Origin of the sequence: Proteiniphilum sp., from assembly GCF_034331125.1 — a bacterium.
GTDB classification, from domain to species: domain Bacteria; phylum Bacteroidota; class Bacteroidia; order Bacteroidales; family Dysgonomonadaceae; genus Proteiniphilum; species Proteiniphilum saccharofermentans.
The window spans coordinates 1-20,601 of the sequence record NZ_JAXQGC010000038.1; the positions used below are offsets into that span (position 1 = coordinate 1).

Annotated in this window: 14 protein-coding genes; 4 read left to right on the forward strand and 10 right to left on the reverse strand. The window is 40.5% G+C overall.

Going from position 1 to position 20,601, the window contains the following annotated elements; all coding sequences use genetic code 11:
• Positions 1 to 42 precede the first annotated feature (42 nt).
• Complete coding sequence (locus U2P89_RS08705; protein ID WP_322191202.1) at positions 43 to 1,569, reverse strand: S8 family serine peptidase; 1,527 nt, start codon at positions 1,567 to 1,569, stop codon at positions 43 to 45.
• Positions 1,570 to 1,915: 346 nt separating this feature from the next.
• Here U2P89_RS08705 and U2P89_RS08710 point away from each other — a divergent pair, with 346 nt between their 5' ends.
• The 4 genes from U2P89_RS08710 (at position 1,916) to U2P89_RS08725 (ending at position 7,876) form a co-directional block, all read left to right on the forward strand.
• On the forward strand, positions 1,916 to 2,758 hold the full coding sequence (locus tag U2P89_RS08710) for an RteC domain-containing protein (protein ID WP_091906536.1): 843 nt from the start codon (positions 1,916 to 1,918) through the stop codon (positions 2,756 to 2,758).
• Positions 2,759 to 3,776: 1,018 nt separating this feature from the next.
• On the forward strand, positions 3,777 to 4,085 hold the full coding sequence (locus U2P89_RS08715) for a helix-turn-helix domain-containing protein (RefSeq protein WP_091906532.1): 309 nt from the start codon (positions 3,777 to 3,779) through the stop codon (positions 4,083 to 4,085).
• A gap of 87 nt (positions 4,086 to 4,172) precedes the next feature.
• Positions 4,173 to 5,768: a DUF4099 domain-containing protein gene (locus U2P89_RS08720; RefSeq protein WP_091906530.1), complete on the forward strand. Its 1,596-nt coding sequence runs from the start codon at positions 4,173 to 4,175 to the stop codon at positions 5,766 to 5,768.
• A gap of 23 nt (positions 5,769 to 5,791) precedes the next feature.
• Complete coding sequence (locus tag U2P89_RS08725; protein ID WP_091906528.1) at positions 5,792 to 7,876, forward strand: type IA DNA topoisomerase; 2,085 nt, start codon at positions 5,792 to 5,794, stop codon at positions 7,874 to 7,876.
• Positions 7,877 to 8,140: 264 nt separating this feature from the next.
• Here U2P89_RS08725 and U2P89_RS08730 read toward each other — a convergent pair whose 3' ends face one another.
• The 9 genes from U2P89_RS08730 to mobC all read right to left on the reverse strand — a co-directional run bounded on the left by U2P89_RS08730 (position 8,141) and on the right by mobC (position 20,558).
• On the reverse strand, positions 8,141 to 8,968 hold the full coding sequence (locus tag U2P89_RS08730) for an RteC domain-containing protein (RefSeq protein ID WP_091906526.1): 828 nt from the start codon (positions 8,966 to 8,968) through the stop codon (positions 8,141 to 8,143).
• Between the two features lie 401 nt (positions 8,969 to 9,369).
• Complete coding sequence (locus U2P89_RS08735; RefSeq protein ID WP_091906524.1) at positions 9,370 to 11,415, reverse strand: heavy metal translocating P-type ATPase; 2,046 nt, start codon at positions 11,413 to 11,415, stop codon at positions 9,370 to 9,372.
• A 24-nt stretch (positions 11,416 to 11,439) separates the two neighbouring features.
• Positions 11,440 to 11,610, reverse strand: a complete 171-nt coding sequence (locus U2P89_RS08740) for a hypothetical protein (RefSeq protein WP_175456735.1) — start codon at positions 11,608 to 11,610, stop codon at positions 11,440 to 11,442.
• Positions 11,607 to 11,885 (reverse strand): hypothetical protein, encoded by a 279-nt coding sequence (locus tag U2P89_RS08745; RefSeq protein ID WP_091906522.1) that lies wholly within the window; start codon positions 11,883 to 11,885, stop codon positions 11,607 to 11,609. Before U2P89_RS08745 ends, U2P89_RS08740 begins: the two co-directional genes overlap by 4 nt.
• Positions 11,886 to 11,896: 11 nt before the next feature.
• Positions 11,897 to 13,075 (reverse strand): TolC family protein, encoded by a 1,179-nt coding sequence (locus U2P89_RS08750; protein WP_091906575.1) that lies wholly within the window; start codon positions 13,073 to 13,075, stop codon positions 11,897 to 11,899.
• A gap of 7 nt (positions 13,076 to 13,082) precedes the next feature.
• Positions 13,083 to 16,220, reverse strand: coding sequence for an efflux RND transporter permease subunit (locus tag U2P89_RS08755; protein ID WP_322191203.1), 3,138 nt, complete (start codon positions 16,218 to 16,220; stop codon positions 13,083 to 13,085).
• An 18-nt stretch (positions 16,221 to 16,238) separates the two neighbouring features.
• Complete coding sequence (locus U2P89_RS08760) at positions 16,239 to 17,534, reverse strand: efflux RND transporter periplasmic adaptor subunit (RefSeq protein WP_091906519.1); 1,296 nt, start codon at positions 17,532 to 17,534, stop codon at positions 16,239 to 16,241.
• A gap of 195 nt (positions 17,535 to 17,729) precedes the next feature.
• Positions 17,730 to 18,167: a DUF6769 family protein gene (locus tag U2P89_RS08765; protein ID WP_139298035.1), complete on the reverse strand. Its 438-nt coding sequence runs from the start codon at positions 18,165 to 18,167 to the stop codon at positions 17,730 to 17,732.
• 387 nt (positions 18,168 to 18,554) lie between these two features.
• Positions 18,555 to 20,558 carry a conjugal transfer protein MobC gene (gene mobC, locus U2P89_RS08770; protein ID WP_091906515.1) on the reverse strand — a complete coding sequence of 668 codons (2,004 nt, stop codon included), beginning with the start codon at positions 20,556 to 20,558 and terminating at the stop codon, positions 18,555 to 18,557.
• Positions 20,559 to 20,601 lie beyond the last annotated feature (43 nt).

A 20,601-nucleotide genomic window follows, 5' to 3' on the forward strand; every position in this document is an offset into this window, starting at 1 on the left:
CCTTGAGGCGGTAGCCCCATTTTTTTCTGAAATTTTATCCGGTCAGTAGTGATAGTTTTTATTTGTTTTCTTGGCATCACTGTAGATTGCAGATAAATCAATATGTCCCTTTCTCGTGTATAGTGCTGGAAATTCCTTGCCGTCGGCAATACCTAAAAAGATACCATCTTTTAAATTATCGGCTGCTGCTCCAACAGTAAGATTATTTAGACTATCAGCTGGTGTTGATAAATTGGTGTGGTCTCCATGAAAATAGGATAAATCATAACCTGTATTTTCGTTGATGCAATTCTCATTATTTCCTGTACAAATAAAGATGAGACTATTTGTTTCATAGGCAAATTTGTCCAAAGAGTACGTATAGTCGGAGAAAGCCTCATTCTTGTTCATATAGCGGCTATAACAAGTAGTCAATGTAAATAACCTTATGTCAGGATATTTAGCCTTAACATCATATAGCATTTTCAATAAATCTACTTCTGAAATATAACCGTTGCCATTTTCACTGATTTTTATCGAGAGTAATTTTGCATCGGCTAAAACATTGCCATTAAAATTGTTTCTATGATTTTCTTTACCCAGTGCTACTAAACCTGCTACAGCCGTTCCGTGTCCTAAATAATATAATCCACTTCTACGCCCTGCCTGGTCAATAAGTGGATTGCCTGCAAGAGTGAATGTAGCATCATTAATTATTAAAGGAGCTAATGCTGTTTGATTGCTAATGCCTGTATCAATAATACCAACAATCGGTAAATCTTCATCTGCATTTTGAATTGTAAAGCCAAATTGACGTTCTACTGTATTAAACTCACTTGGTCGAACGGTCGTAAATGCAGAGCAGGTAGCACTCTCGATTATGTCAAAGTTTTGGACGATTTTTTGAATTTGCTCGGGTGTTGGTTTTTGTAATTCTATTCTGTCATTTTCAGTGTCATGTTTATAAGCAATTCCATTCGTTTCAAAATAAACTATCAATGATCGGACAATTTGCTGTTTAATAGTATCGTCCAAGGGCAAGTTCATTAAGGATAGATATATAATATCACCAATGTTTTCCAATGTAAATTTTAAAATGTCTCTTGCTCTTAACAGTTTGAAACTGGATATATACTTAATATAGTTGGAATACTTTGCGTTTTGGTTTCTATCTAATTCACAATCAATAAAGTTATGTACATTGGTAATAAATGTTTGAAACTTATCACGGTCAAAAACAGCAAATAGTCCTCTTTTAGCGAAATCATAAAAGGCAGTTGCCTCTAAACCAAAATCGTTGTAATAATCTTGAAAATACTTGTTTATTACAAATTGGTCTTGAAAAGTGATTTGTACATAATCTATATCATAAGGTATCTCCAAAGTGCGGTCTTTCGCATTGTATTTTGCTTCTAAGTCATTATCCAATTTTTCTAAATCTGATTTAAACGAGGTTGCTAACCTAACATAATTTTTAGGGGAGTTATCTCTATCATCTTTATCCTTCTCAAAACCGTAATTATATTTAAAATTTTTAATTTCAGACAATTGCTGCTCGTTTAAAAATTTCAGGTGAGATTTATTTGCCATTAATTCCGCTTATTTTTTAAAATTTCTTGATATGTGAATATTCTCAAATGTACACTTCTCTATAAACCACAAATGTACTAAAAGATTTCAAATGTAAAGCCATATATAACAGTACTCTAATCTTTCTACAATTCAGTTTGATCTAATAAAGCAGTTTATTTCTTTCGATAGTGTCTTTCATAAGAAAAATTTGATTTTGCAATCTGACCATCGTTCAAAGTCAATAGAAGGGGGGTATTTTTCATAAAAATCTTCCATGACTTCGGTATATATCATGGAATTAATTCGTAGTTAATATTAATATTTGTGCTTAGAATAGTTTTCACACAATTAAAAAGTATTAGCTATGAAACTGAACAACATCATGGCTGAAATCCAAAAACTGGAAAGAAAACTGTCAGCCGAAACATCGAGTTTTATTGACGAAGCGTGTAAAATGACTATTTACCTCCAAGAATTATTACGTACCGTTAAAGATGATGTAATGAGGGAGGGGTTCTCCGGCATAGATGAGGAAATCTATTTTTTTAAGGTGATCAAGCCGAACATCCTCGGTAAACTTATTCACTATAATAAAGTGTACCGGATTGAGACGGCTTGCCCCGTGGATAGCGGTGATCTTAACCAAAGTTATTATGCTTTACAACTCAAAGCATTGACACAGGAATATAGGGTGCATATATGTTATTCAACTTTCTACCGGTACTATCGTTCGGGCAGGACTGACCGTGACGGGGAGTATTTTACGCTGGGAAACATTAATTATTATGATGGATTGAACAGCTACGTGTTTGAGATCGATCCGAAATTTTCTACCTACTTTGACTACAAGGTGGCAAAGATCATAGCCAACGAACTAACCTATAATTACCTGACGTCAAAACTAAATCCTGAACAAAATCCCGATGTGCTGTTGCAAAGTGAGGAAACCAAAAACTTCTACTGGACGCAATCAAAAAATGCCCTTATCGAACTGATCTATGCGCTCTATGCGAGTGAAGCTATTTCCCACGGGAAAATAGGTATCCGTAAAATCAGCTCGATATTCCAGGTCCTTTTTCGTGTTTCACTGAACGACATCCATAACAGTTTCCACCGGATGAAGACCCGTGCAGGTTCACGGACATCATTTTTGGATCAACTGAAATTCAGTTTGGAGGAGTATATGGACAGGGATGATACCCTGTAATTCTTATGCCGCTTTTTGACAAAAGTGCAGTATATATTGTAAGCATTCGGTCTATCCCGTGTTTCATTCCAGTTTAGATTGTCCTACTTTTGTCGGCAAAAAACCTATGTGGAACCAGAAGCAATTTGAAGAGGTTTATGCCCGCTACCAATCCAGTGGGTTGCGGGTAAAAGATTTTTGCCGCAATGAGTGCATCGTGACCTCGAAGTTTTTCTATTGATGCTGCACTTTTTTTACACTGTTTTTTGAGGAGGCATGTTTGTTGGTCTGTATCAATCGGTGCTGCACTTTTTTGCCCCTTTGCCGGCAAACGTGTACCGGTAAATTGATTGGGGAAACCTGTAACGATGAATACACAAACGGCTCATTAACAGGTGCGCTTCTACCTACTAAAATTGTTTTCAAAAGAACAAAAGAAAAAAACAGAAAAAAAAGAAAGCTTTTCCATCAAGGCGGACATCTGCGGAACCAAAAGGAAACGGAATAAGTCCCTTCAGGGTGGCAGGGTAACACTGTAAACACGGTAAAGATTCCTTATGTTACCCTGCCATTATGCCGTAGTCTTTTGGTGGGGTACAGCGGATGTCCGCCTTACCTTTGCGGCCTTTTTATTCTTTTTTGGAAACGATTTTATCTCTCACAAAATCAAAAATTAAGCCTTTCGACAAGGGAAAATAATCTATAATTCTCACCTCTCTTTCCGGCATAAGCCGTAAGTACAGTATTGGCCGGGGTTGTACTTTTTCCACATGTATGTTTGTCGATACCTGTTGCTGCATTAACGCATCAACCGGGCTTGCGCTTTTTTTACCCGTCTGCCGATGTATATGTATCGGCAAATTGATTGGATTGCATGCCGACCTGTTAACCAATAACTACAGAAAACGCATAAAAACAATGCTTTAACCTGATTGAGATAAAAATGAAAAAAGTGCCTTTTTGATAGACACGTATCGGAAGACAGCCTGCGCCAATAACTCCAATTTTGCGGTGTACAAATCATTAAAAAAAGATTGCTATGAACATCGACAGAATGGAATTTATCGCATGGATGGAACGTATCATGGAGCGCTTCGACATTTTGAAAGAATACGTCCTCAACATCCAAAAACAACGACACAGTATTGACGGTGAACAGTTACTGGATAATCAGGATGTGCTCCAAATGCTGAAAATCAGCCACCGCTCCCTGCAACGATACCGCTCGACCGGTAAGCTACCGTATTACACCATCAGCGGGAAGTTGTACTACAAGCTATCGGATGTACACCAGTTCATCAGGGATAGTTTCAACTCACCCTTACGGCGAACCAAAGGAAACAAGTGACAAACACTACCGCTTAAGGACAGATACGGCATAGCCGTATCTGCTTCGCCTATTTTCGGGTAACACTAATTTTAATAATCAACAGTTATGAGCGAAACAACAAATGAAAATCCACAGCAATATCCCGAACAACTTTCGGATGTGCTGCTGGTCATGGACAAGGAGAAAAAGAAAATCCAAGCCGTCACGGGCATTGACGAAAACGGTAATCTGAAAACCGTTAATCCGGCCAAGAAAAATCAAAGCCAATTCATGCGGGTTGACAGGGCGGGAGATCTGTTCACCAATTTTTTCTCCAACTTCTGGAGACAACTGAAAGACCCGACCCATTTTTCTTTTTTCAAAGTTCCTGCTTCGGAGGCGGTCGCTACCGCCAAAGCAATACAGAAGCAAGTCAATACTCCTACTACGGAGGGCGAGGCGATCCTGGCAAAGCACCGGGTCGAAGAACCAAAGGGGCAACAACAGCAAGTTCAGGAACCAGAGGGGCAACAACAAGTAGTTGATAAACCAAAGGAACAGCAGGAGAACAAAAAGGATATGGCAATTACACAGGACACTTCGCAAGCAACATCGCAGGCTGCCTCTCAACCGCCGGGGACAACCCAGACAACCCAGACACCACAGACACCACAAACACCACAGGCACCACAAACACCTGAAACATCGGAAACAAAGGAAACAAAGGAATACCGGTACAAGGCAGAGGACATCGACTGGAAAACGTTGGAACAACTTGGGGTGAAACGCGAAACGCTCGAAAAAATGGATGCCATGGAACCTTTATTAAAAGGTTACAAAACCAATTTCGTGATGCCTATAAGTGTCAACTTGGATACCGCCATTCTCCGTTCGGAAGCAAGGTTGGGCCTTCAACAGGGGGCAAACGGAAAGACCGTCTTTGTCATGTACGGCGTACGCCATGCACCTAACCTCAAAGACGAGTTCTTCGGTCATACTTTTACCAAAGAGGACAAGGAAAACCTGCTCAAAAGTGGAAACATGGGGCGTGTGGTGGACTTGACCAACCGCAGGACAGGAGAAAAGATACCGTCCATTATCAGTATCGACCACCTGACCAATGAGGTTATCGCATTCCGGCAGAACTGGATAAAAGTACCCGATATTATCAAAGGTGTAAAGTTAAATGAAGAACAGAAACTGGATTTAAGGGATGGAAAACCAGTTCTTTTAGAGGGTCTGGAATTTAAAAACACTGAAAATAAAAATGCGTATGTCCAATACAACGCAGATAAGAGGCGGCCGGAGTTTCTTTTCGGGGATAGGGCACCCAGGCAAAGACAGGAGAATAACCCAAAAGTCTTCCGTGGCAAAGAATTCTCCGATGAAGAACATAAAGAACTTATGGCAGGCAAGACACTTTATGTTTCGGATTTCAAAGATGGAAAAGGACAACCGTATAAAGGATATGTTACGTTGGACAAAGAAACGGGAGGTTATGATTTCAGCTTTAAAAATCCCAATACATTGAAAGAAAAAGTGCAGCCCGCCGAAGCACACAGGACACAGGTAGCCGTCAATTCAAACGGGAAAACCAACGAGGCGACCAAACACATCAAAGAACCTTTGAAGCCGGAGCAACAGAGACCGAGAAACAGTGCGCAACAGCAACGGCAGAATGCTCCTAACGGTCGAGCTAAATCCAAAGGGGTGAGAGTTTAAATCACTAAAATCGAGAAAACGTTATGAAAGCAATTATTGCGGAAAAACCGAGTGTAGCGAGGGAAATAGCCAGCCTGTTGGGAGCAACCGAAAAGCAGGATGGTTACCTGACAGGGAACGGTTATGAGGTTACGTGGGCATTGGGGCATCTTGTCACATTGGCAATGCCCGAAGATTACGGGGTACAGGGCTTCCAAAGGGAAGCCCTGCCCATTTTACCCGATCCTTTTTTACTTACGGTACGGAAGATTAAAAAGGATAAAAGCCATGTCCCCGATAGCGGTGCATTGAAACAGTTGAAAATTATTGAACAGGTCATCGGTCGCTGCGATAGTATTATCGTGGCCACCGATGCCGGTCGAGAGGGTGAACTTATCTTTAGGTACATCTATGAATACCTGAACTGCCGGAAACCTTTTGAACGTTTATGGATAAGTTCACTGACGGAAAAAGCGATCAAGCAGGGTCTTGACAACCTGAAAGCCGGAAGCGATTTTGACGGGCTTTACCGTGCCGGACAAGGGCGGAGCAGAGCCGACTGGCTCGTGGGGATCAATGCCTCGCAGGCATTGAGTATTTCGGCAGGTCGTGGCGTGTACTCGCTGGGACGTGTACAAACGCCTACGCTTGCCCTTATCTGCAAGCGATATGTGGAAAACAAGGATTTCACCGTCAAAAAGTACTTCCAGGTACAATTGGAACACCGCAAAGATTTTGTGGACTTCAAAAGCCTTTCCAAGACCAAATGGGATGACAAAAAACTCGCTGACGATACACTGAAATCGGTACAACGTGCGGGAATAGCTACCGTTACGGCAGTTGCAAATAAAACGGTTTCGGAGCAACCGCCTCTGCTGTTCGACCTCACGGGATTGCAGAAAGAAGCCAACAAAAGGGCATTCTATACTGCCGAGGAAACATTGAATATTGCCCAAAGCCTGTACGAAAAGAAATTTATCACCTATCCCCGTACCGGTAGCAAATATATCCCCGAAGATATGTGGGCTGAAATACCTGTACTGGTAAGAGCATTGGAGACAAGGATTTCCTGTAAGGAGGCTGTTGAAAAAGTGAAATGGATTCGTTTCAATAAGCGTATTGTGAACGATGTAAAGGTAACAGACCACCACGGTCTGTTGATTACCGAAAAGATCCCGTCCGGATTGTCCACAAATGAAAACGTCATATATGACATGATTGCGCACCGCTTATTGGAAGCCCTTTCGCCTGCCTGTTCAAAAGAGATAACCGACATCGGGTTACAGGCTTCTCATTATGATTTCACATTGAAAGGATGTAAGATTCTCGAAGCGGGTTGGCGTGGTATCAGAAAGAATTTTACGGATGATGACAGCGAGCCTGTTCAGGAATTGCCGGAATTGGAGGTCGGCGATGAACTGAAAATAAAAGAGGTATCCGTGCTGGAAAAGAAAACCAAGCCGCCTGGTCTTTACACCGAAGCAAGTTTATTGTCCGCAATGGAAAACGCCGGAAAGGAAGTTGATAACGAGGACGGACGGAAAACCCTGAAAGACATCGGCATTGGTATGCCTGCCACAAGAGCATCCATTATAGAAACGCTTTTCAAAAGGGATTACATTCGGCGTGAAAAGAAATCACTTGTCCCTACCGATAAGGGATTGCAGGTTTATGGGGCTGTAAAGGACAAACGGATTTCCGATGTTGGCATGACTGCTGAATGGGAAATGGTATTGCAGAAAATCGAAAACAACGAAGCGGATGCCACGGTTTTTCTCAAAGATATGGAAGCCTATGCCATATCCGTTACACGGGAACTTCTGGATATGAATATCGTCAAAGAAAATCAACCCGAATTGGCCTGTCCCAAATGCAAAAGCCACCGACTTTTGGTTTGGAACAAGGTTGTGAAATGCCCCGACGAGGCTTGTGGTTGGATTCAATTCCGTAATGTATGTGGAGTGCAGTTAAGCCTTTCCGATATAGAAAATCTTGTAAGAAACGGAAAAACCAACCTTGTCAAAGGTATGAAAAGCAAATCGGGTAGAAAATTCAATGCCTATATTATCATGGATGATAAAGGCGAAACAACCTTTGAATTTGAAAACAGGAAACCAAAAAGGAAATGATTAGTATTATCATAATGGTACATAGCAGGTAAGCCCAAACAATATTAGTCCTCCTATAAATGGGGGTCAGACAATGAGGCACAAAAACGAAAGTGTTGATCCAATGAAGTGAAGTGTTCCGCCCAGCTTGCGGGTGGTTTAACGGAACGGAATGGATCAACTTTTTCGTGTGCCGGATATTTTAATGTTTTCTATTCGCCTGCGAATGGGAATTATTAAAATATACCGCTATTGGGTGGGTGGGGTAAGAGTTTTTCAGTTTTTTCACTTTTCATCCTGCTCGTTCATTTTCCTTATAAGCCCTTCCCGAAGTGTATCAAGGAATTTTGTTGGGTTTATTTTTCGGTTTCTCAATTCCAAATAGGTTTGGTAAAAATTACCCAGATTGACATCAAACGTATTTTCAAAATACTTGGCGATTAACCTTATATCGGCGTTGCCATCGTTAAATACACCTTGATTATGTAATGCATAAATGAGTTCTATTAACGCTACTTTGCTACCTGTCCAGTTTAGCTTCTTTGGTGCTGTTGATTTGTCTTTCAGGTCTTTGTCGTATAACTGGTCTTCTATATAGACCTGTATCAAATCGTTGGCAATAATTTTTGCAGCCTTGTAATCATGTGAGGTGGAAAAGTTATGGTCAGACTGAAAGTAATAGGTATCCAAGCATAACTTAATATCGTAACACTTCCTGACAAACAGTTTCTCGTCCAAATAGGAATTGTTGGTACGATAGTATTTATAGAAGTCGAGGTTATTGTCAAAGTACCGTTTGAGTTTTTTCAATTCCCTATTGAGGTACTTCCGTATGGGTTCTGTTCCGTAAGGTTTCTTAGTCTCGATTCTATAAATGGCATTGTAGTAAATGAGTTTGGAAAGAATGGCTGGTTTCTGATATTTGAAAAAACGGATTTCTTCATCAATGTTTTTGAACCCTCGTTCCGAAACGTATTCCTTTACTTCAGAGAGGCACTTCACAATTAAGTGTATAACAGCCTCTATTCGTTGTAAAGAGCAATCGGATTCTATCTCTAATTCGTTGATTGCTGTTTCCAGTTTATGTAACGTCTCCTTATAAAATTTATCCATTCGTCATTATTTTACTATTAACAGAGAAGCCCAAATACTGTCATATTTAAAAAGGAATTTACATTTTCGGACTTCTCTTGGGGAACTGTGATTTGTTCCCGTAAACAGAACCGTTAATTTTATTTGATTTTTGTTTGACATAACTCTTTTTTGCTCGTCACCGGACTAACAATTTCTACCTTGGATGATTGCGATGACGACGATGACGGTGACGGTGATAGGCATAGGGTTAAGAATATCCCAAAAGCTATTAAAAAGAATGAAGGTTTCTTCTTCGACAAATTGACATTTGAAGGTTTGGAAGCTCCGTATTTTTTGTAGGGAGGCACTTTTGTATAACTTTTACCTTTCTTACCCATAGCCTATTTTACCCATTACTAACAGGACATAATGACCTAATTCTAAAATTTCATCCGTTGTATCCTTACTGCATTTAGTATTGCCAATAACGCCACGCCTACATCAGCAAAAACGGCTTCCCACATTGTGGCAAGACCGCCTGCACCCAATACCAATACAATCCCTTTTACCGCAAATGCCAGTGTGATATTTTGCCAAACTATTTTCTTTGTCTGTTTACCGATGTTGATTGCCATAGGTATTTTGCTGGGCTTATCATCTTGTATTACCACATCTGCCGTTTCAATCGTGGCATCACTCCCTAAACCGCCCATTGCAATACCTACGTCGCTTAATGCCACAACAGGGGCATCGTTTACACCATCCCCAACAAAAGCAACTGTTTCATTTTTGGTTTTGATTTCCTTTACCTTGTTTACTTTATCTTCCGGTAGTAAATCGCCAAAAGCATTGTCTATGCCCAACTGCTCCGCAACATACTTTACAACGGTACTTTTATCGCCACTAAGCATTGTAGCTTTAACATTTAGTCTGTGCAGTAGATTGATGGTTTCCTGCGAGTCTTCCTTTATGCTGTCGGCAATCGTGATGTAACCAACAAATTTATTATCGTAAGCAACCGCAATCGTAGTATAAACAATAGTGTCCGGGTCTAAATCATATTGTATCCCGAACTTATTCATCAGTTTGAAATTGCCAACCAATAAATCCTTACCATTGATGGTTGACTTCAGTCCGTGTCCTGCAATTTCCTGCATATTTTCCAATTTAACTTCATTACTTGGCTTTCCAACGTATTCGTGAATAGCGGTTGCTACGGGGTGTGTACTGTGGCTTTCCAATACATTGACCATTTGCAGGATTTCGGTTTCATTAAATTCAGGGGCAAAAACAACTTCCTGAACCTTAAAAACACCCTCTGTCATCGTTCCAGTCTTATCCATAACTACGTTTTGGATATTGGAAAGGGCATCTAAAAAGTTGCTTCCTTTGAACAGTATTCCATTTCTTGAAGCAGCTCCAATTCCACCGAAATAACCTAACGGAATAGAAATAACCAAAGCACACGGACAAGAAATAACCAGAAATACCAAAGCCCTATACAACCAATCTTTAAACTGATAATCGTCCACGAAAACGTAGGGTACTAAACAAATGGCTACGGCTAAAACCACTACAATAGGTGTATAGATTTTGGCAAACTTGCGGATAAACAACTCCGTTGGTGCTTTCTGCGAAGTGGCGTTTTGTACCAATTCCAAAATCTTACTCAATTTACTGTCAGTGTATGCGGTCGTAACCTTTACCTGCGATACGGTGTTCAGGTTTATCATTCCAGCCAAAACCGTTTCGCCTTTGTTCTTTGTATCGGGTTTGCTTTCGCCTGTTAAAGTTGCCGTATTGAATGACGATGTTTCGGATAACAATTCTCCGTCCAAACCTAATTTTTCTCCCGGCTTCAGTTGTATGATTTCGCCGATGTCCACTGTTTCTGCCTTTACGGTTTGTGGTTCATTGTTTCGTAAAACCGTTACTTCATCGGGTCTTTGGTCGAGCAATGATTTGATATTGGCTTTGGCTCTGGAAACAGCCAATGTCTGGAACACTTCTCCAACGGCGTAGAACAACATTACGGCGACACCCTCCGGGTACTCTCCAATGGTAAATGCTCCGATAGTGGCAATCCCCATAAGAAAGAACTCCGAAAAGATTTCGCCTTTACCTATGCTTTCTACGGCTTCTTTGAGTACAGGTAATCCGACTGGAATATAGGCAACCACATACCAAACAACCCTTACCCAATCCGTAAACCATGTTTGCAGAAACCAATTATCCATTGCGATACCTGCGAGCAATAGTACAAGGGAGATAATGGCAGGTAGAAACATTTTGAAAATACTATCGTTACCGCCCGAATGAGAATGGTCGTGTCCGTCATCATCATCACTGTGGTCGTGATTGTGTGCTGTTTTGGGATGCTTTTGTTCCAATAACTTTTTAGCGTTTGCATCCGTGTAAATTTTTTCTTCCTGTGGTGTGCAACAAAGCTGTCTGCCTTGTGCATCGTATTGATGTTTGTGTTTCATTACAATACTCTTTTAGTTTTTTGTTTATATTCCTGATATTGTTTGCCATGCATAGCCTGCATCTTCTTTTGGTGCATCTGCAACAAGAATGTAACCCGTTATTAACAATACGAATGAAATACCGGCTCTAAAAGAAGCCCTTTTCTGTGAGATATTTTCTTCGTTTCCTTTGATTAACTCACTGCTATTACTCATAATTTCTTCTTTTGTTTTTTATTTATAACTTTTTTGCCAGAATGATCTTCAGGGAGAAATGCGAAAGGCATCATTCCAAAGAAAAAAGTGCACGCTATTACTTCCATCAATGGACAATAATGATAGAAACACTTGTCGTCATGACATCTTGTAAAAAAGAACCAGAACAATAAGCCCGAAATTACTCCAACGGTAATACTTATTCCAAAAATCCATTTTCTTGTTTTCGGGCTTATCTTTTTCTTTTTTTTCTTTTTGTTTATTTGCCTTTTCATGGCATTCTGTTTTACAGTTCTACTGCCGATAATTCTGCAAATGCCATTTGGTAATCCCTTTCGGCCTCTAACGCCTGATTGACGGTGTTATAATACAAACCGATTTCAACGATATAATCCAACAGGGATATTTCTCCCGCATCCAGGGCTTTTTTCAATAGTTCTGAACTGTTGGCCGTCTCCAAGGAATAGCGATAGGTATCAGCCGTGGCTTTTAATCCCAAAGTGCGATTGTAGAGTATTTGGAGTTGCCCGTAAAACTGACGTTTGCTATCGGTTTCTCTCGACTCTGCCGCCCTTACGGCCGCTTGTGCCTGTTTCACACGGTTTTTATTCTCCCACAACGGAATGGAAACTCCGACCGAAACTCCCTGATAGCGTTGTCCTACCACTTTTTCGCTCATATATCCTGCGGAAAAAGTGGGTAACCCCATTGCCTTGCTTAACGATACCTGCTTCTTGCTTACTTCTATTTCCTGTTTTACATAGGCTAAAACAGGGTTTTTCTGTTCAGCCCCTACATACCATCCCTCGAAACTTAGCGGAAATTCAATCTCAGGAAACAGGTAATCATCCAGAGAGATATCGTTTCCTCCGTTCAATCGTTTCAGGTGCTCAATAAGTGCATTACGCTCAACATCTACTCTCGATATCTCACCTTGGACGCTTGACAGGTTCAATCTTACCTTGTTGTACTCCAAAATACTGACATCTCCCTTATCCAGACGTTCCTGATAGCCTGCCGCAATTGTTTCGGCATGTTGCAGACGCAAATCCAATTCTTTTTTCAGTGCATTGTAATATATCAACTCGATACAATACTGCTTTGCTTCCAGAAGAATATTCATCCGGTCTGCCCTGTATTGCCATTCAACCAGATTATTCTTTTCTCCGGCTACCCTGTTTTTTATGCCGGTAATAGTTGGTATATCAAATGTTTGCATTATGTTGAAATCGGTGCGATTGCCAATATCCGAGGGATTTCCCCGCAGGTAATTGAACCCGGCCTTCGGATTTTCAAGGTATATACCTGTTTTATTTCCTAATTTTTGCGCTTCTGCGCTTTCACGAAGCGACTTCAAAGTCGTATTGTTTTCTTCTATCGAAGCCAATACGGAATTGATATTTGTCTGTGCATTCAAGGTAATGCCCATACACAATACCAATAGGTTTGTTATGATTGCCTTCATTTGAATTTTATTTGTTATTTTCTCCATCTTCATTCTCATCATCTTTTATAATCTCTGCTTGAACTACTTTCCTTTCGGTTATCAGGTACATTATAGGAATAATGAACCCATTCAAAAAGGTAGAAGTCAGCAATCCGCCCATTATAACTTTAGCCATAGGACTTTGTATCTCGTTACCCGGCAAATCTCCGCCAAAAACAAGCGGTATCAGGGCTAAAGCTGTTGTTAACGCAGTCATCAGTATAGGGTTTAACCGGTCTAACGAGCCGTGCATTACACTCTCGAATTTTGAATAGCCTTCATCCTGTAAATCGTTATAACGCGTGATAAGTAACATTCCGTTGCGAGTAGCAATACCTAAGAGCGAGATAAAACCGATAATGGCGGGAATACTGATTACCCCATTAGTGAAAAATATGACAAATACGCCCCCTATCAATGCTAACGGAAGGTTCAGTAATATAACCGCTGATTGCCTCACACTCTTGAATTGAGCAAAGAGTAAAAGAAATATGACCATAATAGAGAATATGGATGTAATAAGCAACATACGGGATGCTGCCTGCTCGCTCTCGAATTGTCCTCCATACTCGATATGATAACCTTCGGGCAATTCAATTCCATCATTGACTTTTTCCTGTATGTCGGTTACAACTCCACGCAAATCTCGTCCTGCCACGTTCGCAGAAATAACCAGTTTACGTGCCACATTCTCACGGTTAATCGTATTGGGGCCGGTGGAAGAGGTAATTTCGGCAATATTCTCTAACGGTATTTTTCTACCGTTGACATCCACTATCAACTTCCTGATTTTATCGGCGGTTGAACGACTTTCATTGTTCACTTTCAATGTGAGGTCGAATGATTTGTTGCCTTCGTAAACTTGTGAGACGACTTCTCCTGCCAAAAGTACATTAACGATTTCTGCAAATTCAGGTAATGAAATTCCATATTTCGCTAACAATTCCCGTTTGGGTTCTATTTTCAACTGTGGACGTTCAATTTGTTGTTCCACATTCAGGTCGGCAATTCCTTCGACATCTTCAATAGCTGCTTTGATCTGATTACCCAGGCTGTACATTTTATTCAGATCCGTCCCAAACAGTTTAATAGCAATATTTGCTCTTGTACCTGACAGCATAGCATCTATTCGATGAGATATAGGTTGCCCTATTTCGATATTTACGCCCGGCAGCAATTTCAGTTTCTCCCTTACTTCTTCCAGCACTTCATCCTTAGAACGCTTGTCGAGAATGAAAGGTGCTTCTATTTCAGAAACGTTAACGCCTAACGCATGTTCGTCTAATTCAGCACGTCCTGTCTTACGCCCTACTGTTTGTATTTCCGGCACAGAGAGTAATAGTTCTTCTGCTATTCTACCCATCTTCCCCGATTCTTCCAATGATATGCCGGGCATAGTGCTGATGCTGACAGTGAACGAACCTTCGTTAAATGGCGGAAGAAAGCTGCGTCCAAGTGTAAAGAAGAAGATAATAGCCAATAACACAACAACGCCGGTTCCTCCAAGTGCCCATTTTCTATGATTGAGAGACCATTTTAATGCACGCTCGTAAATTCCTTTCAGTTTTTTTGCAACGTAGGCTTCTTTTTCTGGTGTATCACCTCCTTTTCTGGATTTCCCCAGCAAATAGCTGCATAATACAGGTGTTAATGTCAGTGCAACAACCGTGGATGCAAAGAGAGCCACGATGAATGCAATTCCAAGTGGAGCCAGCATACGTCCTTCCATACCTGAAAGGAAGAATAATGGAACAAAACTGGCAATGATGATAAAAGTAGAATAGAGAATGGGCATACGTACCTCTTTCGATGCATCATATACAACCGATATTACACTTCTTTGCTCTTCTTTCGGCTTTTGCCGGTTTTCCCGCAGTCGTTTAAAAATATTCTCCACATCTACAATCGCATCATCGGCTAACGAACCGATGGCAATCGCCATCCCACCCAAACTCATGGTGTTAATAGTTAATCCCATAAACTTCAAGGCCAAAATAGCCGATACCAGTGAAAGAGGAATAGCCACAAGCGAAATAACAGTCGTCCTTACATTCATTAAGAAGATGAATAAGATAATCACGACAAAAATTCCCCCTTCAAGTAGAGCTTTTTGAATGTTGTTGATTGAATTATTTATGAAACGTTCCTGACGGAAAATATCGGTTGATATTTTCACATCGGCAGGGAGCGATTGTTGAAGTTCCACCAGCGACTGGTCTATCTTGTCTGTCAGTTCAAGCGTACTGGTTGCCGGTTGCTTAGTTATTGTCATAAGAACAGCCGGTTTTCCTTTTTCAGAAGCAATCCCTAATTTGGGCGCCTTGTCGCCAATTTTGACATCAGCTATATTTTCAAGTAAAATAGGGGCATCGTTCACACTTTTTACAACGGATTTGCCCAGTGCGGCTACCTGATTTGTAGAAAGAATACCACGGATGATATACTCGTTGCCGTATTCGTACAGCACACCTCCGGAAGCATTCTGATTCATATTTTGTACTACACTGATTACTTCGTCCAATCCTACACCATAGTGTTTCATTTTTTCCGGATTCAGCAATATCTGATACTCTTTGATTTCGCCACCAATCACGGTAACTTGCGCAACACCTCCTGTTGATAATAGTCGTGGGCGTATTGTCCAGTCGGCGAGTGTACGCAAATCTTGTAATGAGGTTGAGTCAGAAGTCAAACCAATAATGACCACTTCTCCTAAGATGGACGATTGCGGCCCTAATGTCGGATTTCCGACATTGGATGGAAGAGCGTCCCTGACAACCGCCAGCTTTTCTGATACGATTTGACGTGCTATGTAAATATCCGTTCCCCAATCAAACTCGACCCATACAACTGAAAAACCTGTTGTTGAAGACGAACGGACACGGCGTACATCAGTAGCACCATTCACGGCAGTCTCAATAGGAAAAGTCACCAGCCGCTCTACCTCTTCGGGAGCCATTCCTGTCGCTTCCGTCATTACAACCACAGTTGGAGCATTCAAATCAGGAAACACATCCACCTCCATATTTGTGGCGGTATATGTTCCCGCCAGCATTAACAATACGGAAGCGACCAGAACAACCATCCGGTTATTAAGTGAAAATCTTATTATTTTATTCAGCATAACATAAGATTTTAAAGGTTAGTGTGTGTGTCCATCCGGCATAATGGACGAAATAGCTGCCAATTTCACCTGATATACACCTTTGGTAACAACTTTATCTCCCGAAGACAAACCTGCAAGGATTTCAACCCGTTCTCCGTTATTCTGGCCGATTATTACTTCCTGTTTCTTATAGCCTTCTTCGTCTAATTGTAAATAAACAAAGTATAATCCTTGCTCCTCAGTCAATGCTGATACGGGAACAGAAATTATATTCTCCTGTGGAGATGACAGCAAATAAACTTCTGCAAACGAGCCAGGGATAATATCTCCTACGTTATCGAACTCGAAAGTAACAGGAATATAAAACGATTGCCTGTCCGCCGCTCTGCCGAATGACAACAGGCGGCCGTTCATATCCGACAGTTTGTAAACCGTCTTGTCGTAGGCCATTCTAAAATTGGCGCTGCTTATGTTCCTGAGGCTATTGAAATAGTTCTCGGAGACTTCCGCTTTCAATTGCACCCGTTTATTCTGCGAAACAGTAGCGATAGGCTGTCCGACAGATACATATTCTCCCTGGCTGACCAGCCTGTTTTTAAGATAGCCACTGATAGGCGACGTAACTCTTACTCCACCTGCGGTCGTATTGGCTGCTTGTGCTTCATACACGGTTTTTGCCGTTTCATAACGAAGTTTTACCTGTTCATATTCTTTTGTCGAAATAATATTATCCTTAATAAGCCCTTCGGCGCGTTTAAATTCTGCCTGCGCAGTCTCAAAGGCGATCTTTGCCTTTGCTGTGGGATCGCCATCCAGAAGATTCCTTGCAGAGATTGTGACGATAGCCTGGCCGGAACTGATAGCTGTACCGTCGGATATTGACGAATTTATAAATGAAACAATTCCGTTTGAAGTGGCGACAATAGTGGCTTCATCTCCTTGGGTAGCCTGTACTTGTCCACTTGTTTTTATTACGTGTAAAAATGTTCCGGGCGATACGGTTTCAGTAGTTAATCCTACCGATTTTGCCTGTTCTTTGGTAAACAGTATCTCATCTGTATGTTCAGCCGTTTCTGTACCATGATTATGTCCGTCGTCTTTTGAATGGTCATGTCCATCTCCCTCCGAATGGTTGTGTCCGTCGTCTTCCGAATGATTATGCCCGTCACCGGGTGAATGAACGTGCCCATCGTCTTCCGAATGGTCATGTCCATCGCCCTCCACGTGTTCGTGAGTATCTTTTGGATTTGATTTCTGATTTTTATTGTTTGAATTGCAGGCGAATAAGAGCGTAGCCGCTACTAAAAATAAACCTAATATATAATACTTCATTTTTGTTTTTATTGAAATGGATAAATACGATCTATTATATTCGTAATATAATAAACCTCTAATCTATTGTAAATAGAGAATATTTTGTAAAAGGAAAAGTGCGGATTTTACAAATCCATTGATAGTGGTATGAGTGATATGGTTGAATAATCTGTATTCAACGTATAAATCACTTACCTAAAAAGAGTAGTAAGGTTAAGAGAGAAAATAAGGCGGAGCACGCAAACCATGAAATTGGTTAGCTTCTGCGGATTTATAGAAATTTATGTATTCTCCATATTCTCCATATTCTGTTTTGGAAAAGGAGTCTTCTATTTCGTGATGCAGAAAATCTGCGATAAGAAAATGAATAGGAAATAAAAAGGTGTGACCGTAATCTTCGAAATACGAAACATTTGATTTTATTGTATCGCTAAATGGTCGTACGATATATTCAAAGTCTGCTGTACAAGATTCGGTATTTCCATCAGGAATATGATGATATGTGTGTTCATCATTAATAGTATTATCTTCCTCACAAAACTCTATCACAAAACATGGAGATATCTCGTGGTGATGGTGAGGTATGATTGTATAAACCAACAAAAGAAGTGTTGATATAACAATGAATGATATGGAAATTACTCGTTTCACTATAATTTTTGTGCTGCAAAGATATAATAAATATTTTGCAACTTAGTAGCAATTTTATTACATTTAGCACAATATCCCTTAATTACATGGTTTATACTTAAATTTTTTATGCTTTTCGATAAATGAAATTGAGAAAAAATCATCCCGGTTTGCTTATTAATATTAAGCCAGATAGTTTTCCATAAAAATGAGGCAGTCCTTTTCAGACTACCTCATTATAATTATTTTCTCTATAGTCTATAGATTCACTAAAAATTCTCTTTAAAGAATGTTTCCAACATATCAAAAAGGGACACTACTCTACAATGGCTTTCAAAATACCTACTTAAATATAGGTCATTAAATTAAGAGCTGTTTTTAAAACAACCTCTTTTCATATTCACCTAACTATTGTCGTTGCTGTATCAAATGCTGTAAATTAGGATCATTCTTTATTCGTTCCAGTTCGCTTTCTACAATCTGTACAACATCCACTTTAATCTGCCTGTAATTGGCTTCAATTACTTGTTTCATATTGTCGTTTCCGTATTCATCGGTAAAGGATCGTATCTGCGGTATTTTTTTGTAGGCTTTCATTTCGGAAATTACCTTATCATTGTCCACCACGATTTCAGCGTGAAATATTTTCTGCTCGATACGCTCATCGAAATTATCCGTTACAGCTCCGACAAAGTGCCCCTGAGAAAGTGTGGATATTTTGGATGCAGGTATCAGGCTATCCATTTGGGTGGATATGGATGTGGATTTATCATTGCGGTTAATACTTATACTTTGCCGTTTTTGCAATACCTTACCAAAACGCTCACTTAAATTTTTCGCCGTTTCACCCACTACTTGCCCGCTGAAAATATTTCCAACAATATTCTGTACAACTCGTGCTTCTTTATCCCCATAATCTCTACTTAATTGACTAAAATCCTGGAAACCCAGGCATACGGAAATCAAATTGGATCTCGCAGTTGCGATCAGATTGGAAAGTCCCATCCAGAATATGGATGAAAGTTCATCGACAATAACAGAGCATTTTAACTGATATTTTTTATTGATAAGTTTTACAATCCGGGAGTTGTACAAACCCAAAGCGGCGGAATAAATATTTTGCCTGTCGGGATTGTTGCCTACACACAAAACTTTGGGTTCTTCAGGGTTGTTGATGTCTAACGAAAAATCATCACCCGACATTGTCCAGTACAATTGGGGTGAAATCACCCTCGATAGAGGAATTTTTGCCGATGCGATCTGCCCCTGCAACTGTTCTGCGGCTCCCCCTTGCCATGCATCCATAAAAGCTGACAGGTAGTTTTCCAATTCAGGATATGAGGTAAGGATGGTAAATAGGTCTTCATACTTTTTATTCAGTAGTTCTATCGTGTGCGGAAAGGTACAATACATCCCATTTTTATAGATTTTCAGATACCAGATGATTGCGGTGAGCAGCACGATTGGACTTTCCACAAAAAAATCCCCCTGCTTGCTTATCCACGTCCTGTTCAAGTTCAGCATGATGGTATAAGCGGCTTCGTAAGCATCGGATATATCCGTCATAAAGGCGGGATTGATCGGGTTACACCGGTGGCTTCTATGTGGATCATCAAAGTTGATGACGTAAAATTTGGGTTTTACCTTATATTTATTAGCATGTTTGAGCAGATGATTATAGGCAATGGTTGAAAGGTCATCGAACTTGAAATCATATATATACATCGCAAAGCCTTTTTCGATGTGTTGCTTGATGTAATTATTAATGACTGCCCACGATTTCCCTGCTCCCGGCAGTCCGCAACAGGCTGTTGCACGATAGGGATTTACTACGTTAATATAGCCATCATTCCATTTGCCTTTATAATAAAATTTGGTGGGCAGGTTGACGGAGTGTTCATTTTCTATTAGACGGGTTTCCTGTTGGAAGCTCTCGTTCTCGTTATTGAAAGCATCCTCCATCAGGTTATTCCGGAGCAGTCGGCTCATCCATACTCCTGCCATGAGCAGGACTATATATCCCATACTTGTTGTAAGTATATAAAGCGATGTGGCAATCCCTGCCGGTAACTTTAACAATGATGTGTTCAGAAAGAACAGCACAAAGCCGATGGTTAAGGCTATGTAAATCTTTCCCCATGTTATCTTTTCATCCTTTACGCCTTTAGTACCCAAACAACTTAATGCCAATAAGAGCAGTGCGAAAATTTTAGTGTAAAGCGTATGTTCAAAAAGTCCTGCCGTGCGGTTGAAATTGGCAAGTATCTTGCCGATAATCTCCGGTGTCCATCCACGTTCGGCAAAAAAACCGTAACAGAACCAGTAAAAGTGCATCAGTACCAGAAGAATACTTACAGCACGCATAAAAGCCATGATTTTGGCTAATCCTCTCAAATCGTCTTCTCCTTGCATAACAAAAAATTTTAGTGATGCAGGAAATTTAGAGGCTATTTAA

Excerpts from the sequence above, each read along its gene's own strand:
- U2P89_RS08705 (WP_322191202.1), bottom strand. The coding sequence starts at position 1,569 with ATGGCAAATAAATCTCACCTGAAATTTTTAAACGAGCAGCAATTGTCT.
- U2P89_RS08710 (WP_091906536.1), top strand. The coding sequence starts at position 1,916 with ATGAAACTGAACAACATCATGGCTGAAATCCAAAAACTGGAAAGAAAA.
- U2P89_RS08715 (WP_091906532.1), top strand. The coding sequence starts at position 3,777 with ATGAACATCGACAGAATGGAATTTATCGCATGGATGGAACGTATCATG.
- U2P89_RS08720 (WP_091906530.1), top strand. The coding sequence starts at position 4,173 with ATGAGCGAAACAACAAATGAAAATCCACAGCAATATCCCGAACAACTT.
- U2P89_RS08725 (WP_091906528.1), top strand. The coding sequence starts at position 5,792 with ATGAAAGCAATTATTGCGGAAAAACCGAGTGTAGCGAGGGAAATAGCC.
- U2P89_RS08730 (WP_091906526.1), bottom strand. The coding sequence starts at position 8,968 with ATGGATAAATTTTATAAGGAGACGTTACATAAACTGGAAACAGCAATC.
- U2P89_RS08735 (WP_091906524.1), bottom strand. The coding sequence starts at position 11,415 with ATGAAACACAAACATCAATACGATGCACAAGGCAGACAGCTTTGTTGC.
- U2P89_RS08740 (WP_175456735.1), bottom strand. The coding sequence starts at position 11,610 with ATGAGTAATAGCAGTGAGTTAATCAAAGGAAACGAAGAAAATATCTCA.
- U2P89_RS08745 (WP_091906522.1), bottom strand. The coding sequence starts at position 11,885 with ATGAAAAGGCAAATAAACAAAAAGAAAAAAAAGAAAAAGATAAGCCCG.
- U2P89_RS08750 (WP_091906575.1), bottom strand. The coding sequence starts at position 13,075 with ATGAAGGCAATCATAACAAACCTATTGGTATTGTGTATGGGCATTACC.
- U2P89_RS08755 (WP_322191203.1), bottom strand. The coding sequence starts at position 16,220 with ATGCTGAATAAAATAATAAGATTTTCACTTAATAACCGGATGGTTGTT.
- U2P89_RS08760 (WP_091906519.1), bottom strand. The coding sequence starts at position 17,534 with ATGAAGTATTATATATTAGGTTTATTTTTAGTAGCGGCTACGCTCTTA.
- mobC (WP_091906515.1), bottom strand. The coding sequence starts at position 20,558 with ATGCAAGGAGAAGACGATTTGAGAGGATTAGCCAAAATCATGGCTTTT.